Source organism: Flavobacterium sp. (assembly GCF_043778725.1).
Lineage (GTDB): Bacteria > Bacteroidota > Bacteroidia > Flavobacteriales > Flavobacteriaceae > Flavobacterium.
Genome location: NZ_JAYWFT010000095.1, coordinates 48,007 through 61,359 on the forward strand (window position 1 = coordinate 48,007; position 13,353 = coordinate 61,359).

At 33.4% G+C, this 13,353-nt stretch carries 10 protein-coding genes; 2 read left to right on the plus strand and 8 right to left on the minus strand.

Going from position 1 to position 13,353, the window contains the following annotated elements; all coding sequences use genetic code 11:
• Positions 1-5: 5 nt before the first annotated feature.
• From ACH2CG_RS08555 to ACH2CG_RS08590, 8 genes are all read right to left on the minus strand, one after another.
• Positions 6-1,232: a glycoside hydrolase family 26 protein gene (locus ACH2CG_RS08555; RefSeq protein ID WP_395064165.1), complete on the minus strand. Its 1,227-nt coding sequence runs from the start codon at positions 1,230-1,232 to the stop codon at positions 6-8.
• A gap of 26 nt (positions 1,233-1,258) precedes the next feature.
• On the minus strand, positions 1,259-2,293 hold the full coding sequence (locus ACH2CG_RS08560) for a hypothetical protein (RefSeq protein WP_395064166.1): 1,035 nt from the start codon (positions 2,291-2,293) through the stop codon (positions 1,259-1,261).
• 2 nt (positions 2,294-2,295) lie between these two features.
• Complete coding sequence (locus ACH2CG_RS08565; protein WP_395064168.1) at positions 2,296-3,504, minus strand: AGE family epimerase/isomerase; 1,209 nt, start codon at positions 3,502-3,504, stop codon at positions 2,296-2,298.
• Positions 3,505-3,516: 12 nt separating this feature from the next.
• A complete protein-coding gene (locus ACH2CG_RS08570; protein WP_395064170.1) occupies positions 3,517-4,491 on the minus strand; it encodes a glycoside hydrolase family 5 protein in 975 nt (324 codons plus the stop codon).
• A gap of 4 nt (positions 4,492-4,495) precedes the next feature.
• Positions 4,496-5,635, minus strand: a complete 1,140-nt coding sequence (locus ACH2CG_RS08575; protein ID WP_395064239.1) for a glycosidase — start codon at positions 5,633-5,635, stop codon at positions 4,496-4,498.
• Positions 5,636-5,708: 73 nt separating this feature from the next.
• Complete coding sequence (locus tag ACH2CG_RS08580) at positions 5,709-7,634, minus strand: sodium:solute symporter family protein (protein ID WP_395064172.1); 1,926 nt, start codon at positions 7,632-7,634, stop codon at positions 5,709-5,711.
• A gap of 27 nt (positions 7,635-7,661) precedes the next feature.
• Positions 7,662-8,786, minus strand: a complete 1,125-nt coding sequence (locus tag ACH2CG_RS08585; protein WP_395064174.1) for a glycoside hydrolase family 26 protein — start codon at positions 8,784-8,786, stop codon at positions 7,662-7,664.
• Between the two features lie 260 nt (positions 8,787-9,046).
• Positions 9,047-9,373, minus strand: coding sequence for a group II intron reverse transcriptase/maturase (locus ACH2CG_RS08590; protein ID WP_395064176.1), 327 nt, complete (start codon positions 9,371-9,373; stop codon positions 9,047-9,049).
• A gap of 264 nt (positions 9,374-9,637) precedes the next feature.
• Between ACH2CG_RS08590 and ACH2CG_RS08595 the strand changes: the two genes are divergently transcribed.
• Positions 9,638-9,886, plus strand: coding sequence for a helix-turn-helix domain-containing protein (locus ACH2CG_RS08595; protein ID WP_395064241.1), 249 nt, complete (start codon positions 9,638-9,640; stop codon positions 9,884-9,886).
• Positions 9,887-10,157: 271 nt separating this feature from the next.
• The gene (locus ACH2CG_RS08600; RefSeq protein WP_395064178.1) at positions 10,158-13,346 is read left to right on the plus strand and encodes a SusC/RagA family TonB-linked outer membrane protein; all 3,189 of its coding nucleotides are present in this window, start codon (positions 10,158-10,160) and stop codon (positions 13,344-13,346) included.
• Positions 13,347-13,353 lie beyond the last annotated feature (7 nt).

Genomic DNA, 13,353 nt, shown 5'->3' on the forward strand with positions numbered 1-13,353 from the left:
TGAAATTAATTTGGCAAAACGTACATATTGGGCAATGTATTCTGTAAAACCGATTTGGGTTTGATTACAAAACTATTGAAATCGGCTGCATTGGAAGTTGTAGGAGTTGGCACATAATAACCGCCATTTCCGTTTGCCCAAAACATTACAAAACCAATTTGAACTCCATTATTAGTTATTGCATCGTATAAATAAGTCGAAAACCAATTTGGAACCGCAGGCGTTGTATTGGTTACACGATATCCAGTTTCGGTTAAAGCAGCAATTTTCTTTTTGGAAATAGCTAAATCCGATAAGTATTTTAATTTATTGTTGGCATTCGTTGCTCCAGATGTCCCTTGATTGTTTAAATCGCCATAATTATCCATTCCCAAAACATCTACATAAGCATCACCAGGATAGCGATTTAAATAACTTGAAGAAGTTGTGTAAGTGTTGTCTGGAGAAAATGAATACAAAAGATTGTGGACATTTTTAGTATTTTTTAAGTAATCAACTGTGAATTGGAAAACAGCTTTGTATTCATCTGGAGCACAATAATTGGAACCCCACCAAAACCAACTTCCATCAAATTCATGAAACGGACGGAAAATTATTGGTATTAATTTGTTGTTGGCATCTCTCATATTTGAAACTATCGAAGCCACTTTGTCTAATTTTGTTTTGTACCATTCGTGTTTTGCTCCGCCGGGCATAATACTTCTAAAAGCAGTTTGTTGTTGGGCTGCTGTGATATCGGCAGCATAGAAGCTATCTTCATTGTTAGGTTCACGCAAATGCCAACAAAAAACATTTATCATACCTTTAGATTTAGCTTCTTTGGCATCATCAATGATATTAGTTTCTTGTTGGAAAAACCAATTGCTTGCTTGACCGTTATTGTTTTTATCGGTAATAAACATAAAATCGGAACCTAAAAGTGCTGGATCATGACCAGTGGTTTTCTTAATATCAGAATCGCCACTTGAAGTATAAAAACCTGCAAATGCGTCCTGATGACCAATGGCAAATTTGGTTTGAGATAATTTTCGTAAGTTGTAAAAAAGCGCAACAGTTTCATCTGTAGCATTTGGATCAACCATAAACGTTCTAACATTTTGTGGTGTAACTGGATCAACAACTGCTACTGGCGGAATTATCGCTGGTGTTTCCGAAGTTGTTCCGTCGTCTTTAGAACATGAAGTCAGCGTTAAAACTGCTGACGTAATGATAGAAATAAAAATTTTTTTCATAGCGATTTTCATTTTTTGTTAAACATTTATTTGAAACTAACAGTAATGTCATCGGCATATAAAGTGCCTGATGCAAAACCTAAAGCAAGCATTATTCTGTATTTTTTTGTTCCTTTTGGAAGCGGAAAAGTTTTAGTGTAAAAAGTCCAATCTGTTGTTCCAGTCACGAAAGTTACACTTTGATCGTCACTAGTTTTTTGATTGTCGTTTCCAGTAAATTCAACGTTTAGTAAGCCGTTGTTCCAGATTTCTCTTCCTTGTTTGATGTTATCTGATTTTAACCAACCCGAAATAGTTATTGAATTCACATTTTCTGGAACATCAGCAATTTGATCCATTCCTGTCCAATCGAAAGTTGTCGAATTTAATACTAATGATGCTTTTCCTTCTTTGAAAATTGTGCTTGAAGTTGCTGCAGTTCCGCGCCATGAATTGGTTCCGTTTTCGAAATTTCCGTTGGTTAATTCCATAGGTTTATTTGTGGAAGTACTTGAAATTGCTATTGGATTTCGTTTTGCGTTTTCTTCTTCATGCATTTTTGTAAGTTCATCTTGTGAGATTGCAATCGCTTTTATTTCGTCAAATACTATCGTTCCGTTGGTTTGACCTAAAGCCAACATAATTCTCAATTTGGATGCAGAAGTTGGAACATTAATTATCTTTTTATAAAACATCCAAGATGTTGTTCCTAAAATTGAGGCTACACTTTCGTTCTGAATTCCTTTTTCTCCAGCGTTTAAAAATTCGATGTCAAACTTTCCAGTATTCCAAGCATTTTTACCTTTTTCAATACCATCCGATTTTATCCAACCACTCAATTCTATTGCTACAGCATTCTTTGGAATGCTTACAATTTGATCTATTGCTTTCCATTCGGCACCAGTATATTGTGTGATTATTGCGCTAGCTTTTCCTGCTTTTTTATCAAAAGTTGATAATTGCGCCACATCACCACGCCAATTGTTAAGCTCCATTTCAAATCCGCCATTAGCGACCATGTTTTTTTGAGCAAAACAATTCATGCCGATGACTAAAACAAATAGTATAAATATTTTTTTCATAATTATTTAATTTTCAAACGTTTAAGCAATTCTAAACAAGCACGTGAATTGTGATACGGACATTTCCAGAAACCAGCTTTGTCCTTTTCAATTTTAGAATAATCACGGTTTATTCCCCAAATCCATTCACCGTTTTGTTTGTCTAGAATGTATTTTTGTACAAACTCAAAGTTTTTTTCGGTGATTTTTAGGTATTCTTCGTCGTTGGTCAATTGCCAAGCATTTACCATTCCAATCCACAATTCCGATTGTGGCCACCAATGTTTTTCGGCAATTAATTCATTTTCTTCTGGATTAAATTCGTACCATAATCCACCATCACCATCAATTCCTTCTTTGGTTACTTTGGCAATTTCTACGGCATATTTTCGGTATTTTTCAATCAACACTTTGTCTTCAATAACTTCGGCGCACCATTGCAATAACCAAGCCGCTTCGATATCGTGACCGTACGAAATTACATCTGGTTTTTCTACCCAATTTTCATTGAAAAATAGTTTTAAATGCCACGTATTTTTATCAATAAAATAAATACTAATTACGTAAAGCAGTTTTTTTATTTTGTCTTTCAGTTCTAAGTCGGGCCAAACTTGGTATAAATTTGCATAAGCTTCTACAATGTGCAAATGCGTGTTCATTGTTTTCTTTTCGTTGGCATCTTTATCGCTCAAACGCAAATCTTCTATGGGTTTCCAATCGCGAGTAAATGCTTCAAAATAACCTTCGTTTTCTCTATCGTAACTGTATTTTTCTATTGTATTATACAGATTTATTGCCAGTTGAAGTGCTTCTTGATTTTGGGAAATTTTGTAAAATTCGGTTAATCCGTAGATTGTAAAAGCCAATGCGTAAATTTGATTTTTGGTATCTTTTGGAGTTCCATCGTGGTTTACTGACCAGAAGATGCCACCAAATTCTTTATCATAAAAATACTTATTAATGTACTGAAAAGCTCTTTCGGCAATAGCCAAATGATTCGGATTTTTAGTCACAGGATATGCTGCAGCAAACGACCAAAGAATTCGGGCATTTAAAACCGAACCTTTGTCTGCCAAATCCTTTTTTTCTTCTTTAAAATCAATTTCCCCAATAAAACCTCCAAATCTTTCATCGATGGCATTGGTTTCCCAATAGTCTAAAATCGAATGCAACTCGGCAGTGATTTTATCTAAAAAATTATTGAATTTTATCGTCTCCTTTTCATAAATCATTTTCCTTGTACTTTAGTTTTTTGAAGCAGTTTTTACAGTGCCATCTTCATTGTATGATTTTAAATATTCTCTGGTTTTGATGCCCGATTCTTTTAAATCTGATGTTTTCCAATTTCCAGTTGCAGAAGCTCCTTTTTTCAATACAGAACACGTTTCATCTTTATCGGAAACCGACCAAGTAACCCAACTTATTTTGTTTTTATCCATCCAATCAATGAATTTTTGCCATTCTACATAATCCATTGCTGCATCGCCAGTAGCTTCCATTCCGGCGCATTCTGAAACAAAAATTGGTAATCCTTTTTGGATGGCTTCATCGGTTCTATCGCGCAACCATTGTTTGTGTGTTCCTGCATAAAAATGCATTGTGTACATCACATTAGTAACATTTTTTATCGGATTTTCGGCAGGTAAATTCACATCTTGATCCCAATGTGGCGAACCAACTAAAATAATATTATCGGCATCATTTTTACGAATTGTGGCAATAATTTCTTCTGAATAGGCTTTTACTTCTTCCCAAGATTCTTGATCTGGTTCGTTTACCACTTCGTAAATTACGTTTGGAAATTTTCCATATTTTTTAGACATTCTATCAAAGAAATCTTTGGCTTCTTTTAGGTTCAAGTTGTGACTGTGCCAATCGATGATAACATAGATATTATTTGCAATAGCAGCATCAACAACATCGGTAATTAATTTCTCAGAAACTTTCGTATTTTGCAAATAGCCGTTATCTGGTTCGATGCCCATTGCGGCTCTGATAACAGTGCAATTCCAATCTTTTTTAAGCCATTTTACAGTTTGTTTATTGTAAAACGATGGATGAAAACAACTCCAACCATAACTCATTCCGTGAAGTGTAATTGGGTTTCCTTTTTGGTTGCACAATTGTGTTCCAATAACTTGAAGGTTACCATTGTTTTTTACTACTTGAGCGTTTGCAAAAGCAGTTGTGAGTAGTAAAATTAGTAGTAGCCTTTTCATATTTTTAAATCGATTTATTTCTATCAATTAATTGGATAATTGTATTTACCGAACCAGCTGATGTAAAGGTATCTTCAGGAGAATTCATGGCATAATCTAACAGTTTTTCAACAGTTGAAGTTGCAACATGCATTTTCGTGTCTGACGATGCGTAATAAATAAATACATTTCCGTTATCGTCGGCAATCCAACCATTTGAAAACAAAACATTAGAAACATCACCAACACGTTCGTCATTTTCTGGCGCCATAAAATGTCCTGCTGGCGTGTGAATAACTTTAGATATATCATTCAAATCGGTCATGAAAACATATAAAGTGTAACGCAAACCTGCAGCAGTATTTCTAACACCGTGCGCCAAATGCAACCAACCTTTATCCGTTTTTATTGGAGCTGGACCAAGTCCGTTTTTAAGTTCGTAGATGGTATGATAGACTTTTCCGAAAATGATTTTTTCGTCTTTTACAATTGGATTTTCCATTTTGTCGATGTAACCCAGCCCAATTCCGCCTCCATTTCCAACATCAATAAATCCGTCTTGCGGACGTGTGTAAACTGCGTATTTTCCATTTACAAATTCTGGATGAAGTACTACATTTCGTTGCTGACCAGTATTTGAAATCAGGTCGGGCAAACGTTCAAAATTTATTAAATCTTTGGTACGCACTAAACCTGCATTTGCAATTGCTGTACTTGTATCGCTTTTTGGAGCACTTGGATCTTTTCTTTCGGTACAATAAATTCCGTAAATCCAACCGTCTTCGTGTTGTACTAAACGCATATCATAGGCATTGGTATCTGGATTTCCTTCAATTTGTGGAATGATACAAGGTTTGTCCCAAAACTGAAAATTATCAACACCATTCGGACTTTCTGCAATTGCAAAAAATGATTTTCTGTCGTTGCCTTCCACACGAAGACAAAGCACATAGTTACCGTTAAATTTCATTGCTCCAGCGTTGAAAGTGGCATTAAAACCAATGCGTTCTATACCAAGCGGATTGGTTTCGGCATTAAAATCGTAACGCCAATGCAATGGAACATGTTTGGCTGTAACTACAGGATTTGTATATCTTGAATAAATTCCGTTGTTTTCTGAAACTGGGCTATTTGGCTGTTGAATAAATTCCAAATGACTCGCCATTAAAGTATCGAAATTGTGAATTTTGGTTATGTTTTCCGTTATCATACGATGCGTATTATATTATAAATTTAATTTAAAAATCAGTTAATCTGTTCCACCAAGTGCGTTTCATTATGAAAGCAATTATTACAAATAATCCGAAAACGATTCCGAGTGCAAACCATCTGGAAAGTATTAAATACATGGGAACTAATGTTAGTAAAATTTGTCCTGTAATGCCAAGAAAGACATTGAACATATTGAGTTTGAAATTTTTATTTTTTTCTAAAGTTGGATCTTCTAGTAGTAATTCATCGTGAATTGGTTTCCAAAATCCCCATGGACGAACGTTTTTGTAGAAACTTAGTAAAACTGCTTTTTCTGTTGGTGGCGCAGCATACGAACCTACAATACAAGCTATTAATTGAATTAAAATAAATACTGGGAAGAAATACAACATTCGAGTTCCGTCAAAATAGGTTGTGATTCCAGAAACGGATAATGCTGGTGGAATGGCACTTGCGATGATTCCGAATAGCATTCCGTAGAAATATCCGTTGGCATTGAATCGCCACCAATACCATTTTAGGACGTTGGCACAAACAAATCCGCCATACAATCCAGCTGTGATAATATTGAAAATCATGTTTACATCTTTAATTAAAAGACCTAAACCAACACCTAGAATTACCATTACAATTCCCGAAAGATAACCCATGTTGATGATTTGTTTTCTATCGGCATTTGGATTGAAATATTTTAGATAAATATCATTTACAATATAGGCTTGACCTGCATTTAAAGTTCCTGAGAAGTTACTCATAAACGCACCCAAAAATCCGGCAAGGACTAATCCTACCAATCCAACTGGAAGGTATTTATTAATTACTGCTGGCATAATACTTTCAAAATTGATTCCGTCAGCTGTTTGATGCAAACTCAAATCTTTGAAGAATAATATTCCTAAAATGCACAATCCCATTACCATAAAATATCTTATTGGAAGTAAAATAATAGAAATAAATCCGCTCATTTTACTGGCTTCTTCTGGCGATTTTGTACTTAATATTTTCTGACAATCGTAGTTTGGTGCTGGTCCAGCTAATGATTTTAAAACTCCAGAAAAGAACATCATACTTACAATAGCCGAGAATAATTTATATCCGTCTGATTGTAATTTTTTGGTTGCTTCGGGTAGAATTTTACTCCAGTCTAAGCCTAATTCTTTTCCGAAAATTGGATTGTCCCAACCTAACGGCATTCTGTCGGTAATTACAATTCCAGAACTTGCTAAGTGTTGCATTGCGATCGTTCCAACAAAAATAGAACACACAATCATAATCATGTATTTTATGAAATCGGCAAGAACAATTCCGTGCATTCCACCAACAATACTATAGAAAGTAGCCACTATACATATGGAAACTCCATAAAATTGAGCTGTTGCATTTTTGGCATCAATTAAAGCTGATGTATATTCTGAACTTCCAGCGGTTAAGGTTTCCAGATTGTGATTTAAGAAAGGAACAACTTCTTTTATGGTTTCATAAGGAATAAAAATTTCTAGAAATTCACCAACACCAACAAAAGCGTATGCCATGTATCCGATGCAAAGCATCAAGGCAAAAACTACCACAATGGCATGACTTTGTTTTACACCTTTATCGGTTAATCCGAAACGTGTTCCAAGCCATTCGGCACCAGTTGTTGCGTTACTTCGTCTTAGCCATTTACTTAAGAAAACCATCAAAAACACTTGATTAAAAACAGGCCACATCCATGGAATCCAAATACTTTTAAATCCATAGAGAAATGCCATACTTACTAAAAGCATGGTTCCAGAAATGTCAAACATGTCGCTGGCATCGCTTAACCCAAGCATGTACCAAGGTAGTTTTTTTCCTGCCATTAAGTAATTGTCTTTGCTTTTTTTGGCTCTGTTTTTCATGACAAACCCAATGACAATCATCAAAATGAAGTAGGCTATTATTATTGTTATATCTATTGTTGAGAGTTTCATTAATTGTATTTTGGTGTTGAATTTGGGTTATTTATAAAGTTTTTCTTTGGTTACGTCTTTTTGGAAAAGTGTTTGTTTTAAGTTGAAGAAATCTATAAAATCTTTTTCGCTCACTTGTCCTTTATATGGTGCGTAGTAATGCATTTTCTTTTCTTGTTCTTGCCAACCGTGATTTCGCCAAGCCAAAACATAAGATATTTTATAATTCCCGATGGATTCTAAAAGTGTTTTTGTCCAAAATTTATCATATGGAATGGCTTCATAACCAGTTTCTGCAAAGGCAATTAGTTTGTTTTGTTCTTTTGCAATTTCATCCATTACTCCAAACAATTTCAAATTATTCTCTACAAATGAATTGTCTTTGGTTGGGTCATTGTATTCATAATTGTCAAAACTTAAAATATCTGCATAGGCTTCTCCTGGATAATATTCAAGAAATTCTTCTCGTGATTTTACCATAGAAGTATTGTATACATATATTAGATTATGAACTCCTTTGGATTTTAAATAATCTACGGTAAACTTCCAGCCTTCTTTAAATTGATCGGGAGTTGCATTGTTTTTGCACCACCAAAACCAGTTTCCTGTAAGCTCATGAAATGGTCTGTACAAAATTGGAACTGCTTTGCCATCGCTACCTTTTAATGATAAAAAGAATTTGGCTGCATCGTCTAACCATGATTTGTAAAGTTCATGTTTTGATCCGTTTGGTAGTATTGATGCAAAAGAATTAGGAGTTGTATCCCAAGCATTTTTTCCTGTAAACGGATTGTTCATGTGCCAACTTATGGTGGTAACACCACCACGGTCATAAATTTCTTTAATCCATTTTTTGGTTTTTTTGAAAGGAACTCCGTCAATATCATTTTCAGATTTGGTTTCTGTGCCACCAAGATCACAACCATAAACTGCAGGATAATCTCCAGTTACGTCTTTAATATCGCTTCTTCCTTCTTCATATCTCCAATTTACACCATACGCTAATGCGTCTTGATGACCCATCATAAATCCTTTTTCTTTTAACTTATTTAGGTTTTGAAAAAGTGTTTGAGTTTCTTTAGTAGCATCAATATCACTAAGTTTTACTTGTTGTGATTTACAAGAGATTCCTAAAAGCACAATTGAAATCGATAAAAATGAATTTAGTTTCATTGGGTATATTATTTATTTAAAAGCATTGTTGTATTAAATTGTCAAAACTATGATTTATTAAAAATAGTATCAATTTCGTAATTATATGTAGATTTTATTTTATTATGTAAAAAAATCCAGTCTATATTTTTCTTAAAGTTCAAAGATAGTTTTGTTAATTCATCATCAATAGTATTATTTTATCATTTTTATATCATATAATTGCAACTTTAAATTCAGATATGAGAGATATTACAAAGTTCCATCGTGAAATTACGCCATTATCTAAAGGTGATAGCTTCTTGGTTTTTGATAGAGTCAAAGATAATTTTGATTTTCCGATACATTATCATCCCGAATATGAGATCAATTTTATTAAGAACGGAAAAGGAGTTCGACGTATTGTTGGCGATCATATTGAAGAAATTGATGATATAGAATTGGTTCTTGTTGGTCCAAATTTGTATCATGGTTGGGAGATGAATAGTTGTAAAAGTAAAAAAATTCATGAAATTACAATTCAGTTTCACAATGATTTGTTTGATGATGACTTGCTTACTCGTAGAATTATGGGTTCTATAAAAGAGATGTTTAATAGATCTATTCATGGAATTTTATTTTCTAAAAAAACGGCGAATGATTTGTATGAACGTATTTCGAAATTGTCAAGATTGGATGGAATGGATTATTTTTTAGAGATAGTATCTATTCTTCAAGATATGGCAAACTCAAGAAATCAAAGGCTTCTTTCGACTTATACAATAGATTATGACAAGTTTGAAGACGATGACAAAATGAAACTTGTATATGAATTTGTTCAGAAGAATTTTGCTGAAAAAATCACCTTAGACGATGTTTCTGAAGTAGCAATGATGAGTCCGGTTTCTTTTAATAGGTTTATAAAAAAGCGCACTGGAAAAACTTTTGTCAATTACTTAAACGATATTAGAGTTGGATATTCTGCACGATGGTTGGTTGAGAAAGATTTGAGTATTTCTGAAATAGCTTTCAAATCTGGGTTTAATAATATTGCTAATTTCAATAGGATTTTTAAAAGCATAAAAAAAACAACTCCAAGTCAGTACCGCGAAGAATTTTATGGTATGAAAAGGTTTCTATAATTTTAAATATAATTCAAAATGCAAAAGACTTCGAGAGAGGTCTTTTTATAATTTACTATTGGTTGTAATACAATTTTATCATAAATAGTACAAATAGTTACGAAATCGATAGCGGAAATAATAGAATGAATTGATTAAATAATATTAACTTTTGGTTAACATCTAATATAAATTTGTTATTCTTAATAATCAATCAATAAAATTATACATAATGAAATTTTATTCTTTATTTATTTAGAAATAACTAATCTTAATCAACAATCAAAAAATTATGAGGGATTTACTTTTTTACTTCACTCGATGGTCTAATAAAAAGAATAAAATTTTATTTTTATTTCTTTTTGGAGCTATTGCATTTTCTAATGCACAAACAATTACGGTTTCTGGAGTTGTAACAGATTCTAAAGGCACAACAATACCAAGTGTCAATGTTAAAATAAAAGGCACTGCTACAACATCAGTGTCCAATTTAGATGGTAAATATGAAATTAAAGCAGCTTCTAATGCTGTTTTAGAATTTAGTTTTATAGGTTTTGCAACTCAAGAAATTGCTATTAAAGGCAGGAAAACTATAAGTGTAACTATGTCCGAAAATTCTGAGGATTTAAAAGAGGTTGTTGTTATTGGTTATGGTTCGCAAAAGAAAGGCGATGTAAATTCTGCAATTTCATCTATAAAATCTAAAGATTTGGAAGATTTGAAGCAAGTTTCAGTAGATCAAATGCTTCAAGGTAAAGCGGCAGGTGTTTCTGTAACCAACAATTCTGGACAACCTGGAGGTGCGGTTTCTATTAGAGTACGAGGTACAACTTCAATAAACGGAACTAATGAGCCATTATATATTATAGATGGAGTTCCGGTTTCTGGAGATGCAACAGGTAGAGCAACTAGTGGAAGACCAATTTCTGGAAATGATTTTGGCGCTAACGGAAATAGCGGAAACAATGCTGTTAGTCCACTTTCTATGATTAATCCGAACGACATTCAATCTATTGATATTCTTAAAGACGCATCTGCAACAGCAATTTATGGTTCTCGTGGTGCCAATGGAGTGATAATTATTACTACCAAATCGGGTAAAAAAGGAACTGGAAAAATAGCTTATGAAGGTTATACCTCTGTTCAATCTGTTTATAAAAAACTAGATGTATTGAATTTGTCACAATATGCTACACTTCAAAACAGACTTGCTGCTATTTATGGAACAACACCAAGACCAGAGTTTGCTCACCCAGAATTACTAGGTTCAGGAACAAACTGGCAAGATGAAGTGTATAGAGTTGCCATGGCTAAAAGTCACCAAATATCATTTTCTGGAGCCAAAGACGGAACTAATTATTACTTATCTGCTGGATTTTTAGACCAACAAGGAACACTGTTAGGGTCAGGTTACAAGCGTTATACTATGCGATTGAACTTAGATTCTAAAGTTAAAAGTTGGTTAAAAGTTGGAACAAATATTAATGCAGGTGTGACCAATGAAAAAATTACAATTAATCAAAGTTATGGTGGATTAATTAGTAATACGTTGCTTCAAGCACCAGATATTCCAATTAGAAATATTGATGGAACTTTTGCAGCACCAATAGATGGGCAAACTGGAGGTGTTTATTTTAATCCTGTGGCTGAGGCTTTAACAAAACAAAATAAATTAACAAGAAAAAATTTCTTAGGAAATATTTATGGAGAGGCAAGTATTGTAAAGGGTTTGAAATATAGACTTGAGGTTAGTGCTAATACGGAGTTTTCTGAAAACACTGAGTTTTCACCTTCTTATAATTATGGATCGCAATACAATCTTTCTGCCGACTTAAATGAAAGAAGACAAAACTGGTATTCTACCAACTTAAAGAATTTATTAACTTACGATTTTGGTTTTAATAAACATAAGTTTACTTTGCTTGCAGGACAAGAATCTAATGATTCACATTGGGAGGGAATTATAGTTAGTGCTGAAGGATTTCAAACTAATGATATTTACACGCTTAATCTTGCAACGCCTATCAACACTACTGCAACTGGCTATAAAGGAAGCCAAGCTTTATCATCATTGTTTGGTCGTATGCTGTATGATTTTGATAATAAATATGGAATTTCTGGATCTATTCGTCAAGATATATCCTCTAAATTTGACCCTGCAACCAACAATCAAAAGGGTGTTTTTACGTCTGTATCTGGTTCATGGAAATTGTCTAATGAAACATTTATGGAAGGAACTAAAAAATACATAGACAATATTAAATTTAGAGTTGGATATGGTACAACAGGTAACCAACAAATTGGAAATAATTTATATACTGCTTTATTAAACCAACAAAACTCAGGTCTTGGAACCGGATTTTTGGTTGCCAATACTCCTAATCCCGACTTAACATGGGAATCTTTAGTGCAAACAAATCTTGGTTTAGATTTTACTTTGCTTGATTCTAGACTATCAGTAAATTTAGATTTTTACAATAAAAAATCAAAAGACTTTTTGTTTCAAGTGCCTTTGCCATTATATTTAACTGGTGGTGGTTCTCAATATGGCGGAATTTCTGCACCCTATTCTAATTTGGGAGAAATGCAAAATAAAGGATATGACATCACGCTAGGATATAATACAAAAGCAAACAATAGTTTTTCATGGAGTTCTTCTTTAGTTTTTTCTCATTACAAAAATGAATTATTGTCTATTAAAGATGGACTACCCTTAACACAAGAAGTAAACACTAACGGATACCAACCAGTGGTTGCGACCAATACTTTAGTAGGAAACCCAATAGGTATGTTTTATGGCTATATTACAGAAGGAATTTTTAATGATATGGCATCATTAAACGCAGCACCATTGCAATTTGGACAATCAGTTGGTCCATTGGCTGGTCAAACCTATCTTGGTGATATAAAATATAAAGATGTAAATGGCGACGGAAAAATAGATCAAAATGATAAAACATTTATTGGCAATCCGCATCCAAAATTTACATTTGGATTTACAAACACATTTAAATATAAAAACTTTGATTTGTCGGTATTCTGTCAAGGTTCTTATGGGAATGATATCTTAAACTTAACGAAAAGAAACGGAACACTAAACGGAAGTTTGTATCAAAATCAGCTTGTTGATGCATTAAATTTTTGGACACCAACCAATACCAATACAGATATTCCTAGGCCAATAGGAAATACAAGTAATACCAACATTGTCATTTCTGATCGTTATGTAGAAGACGGATCTTATGTGAGAATTCAAAACGTGACTTTAGGATTTAACTTACCACAAGATGTTATTTCAAGATTAAAAATGTCTAGAGTTAGAATATATGGTAGTGCACAAAACCTTTACACTTTTACGAAATATTCTGGTTATGATCCAGAAATTGGGTCATTCAATCAAAATCCGCTTTTAACAGGAATTGATAACGGTAGATATCCATCACCAAGAACATATTCTTTAGGAGTTAACATAGAATTTTAAAAAACAA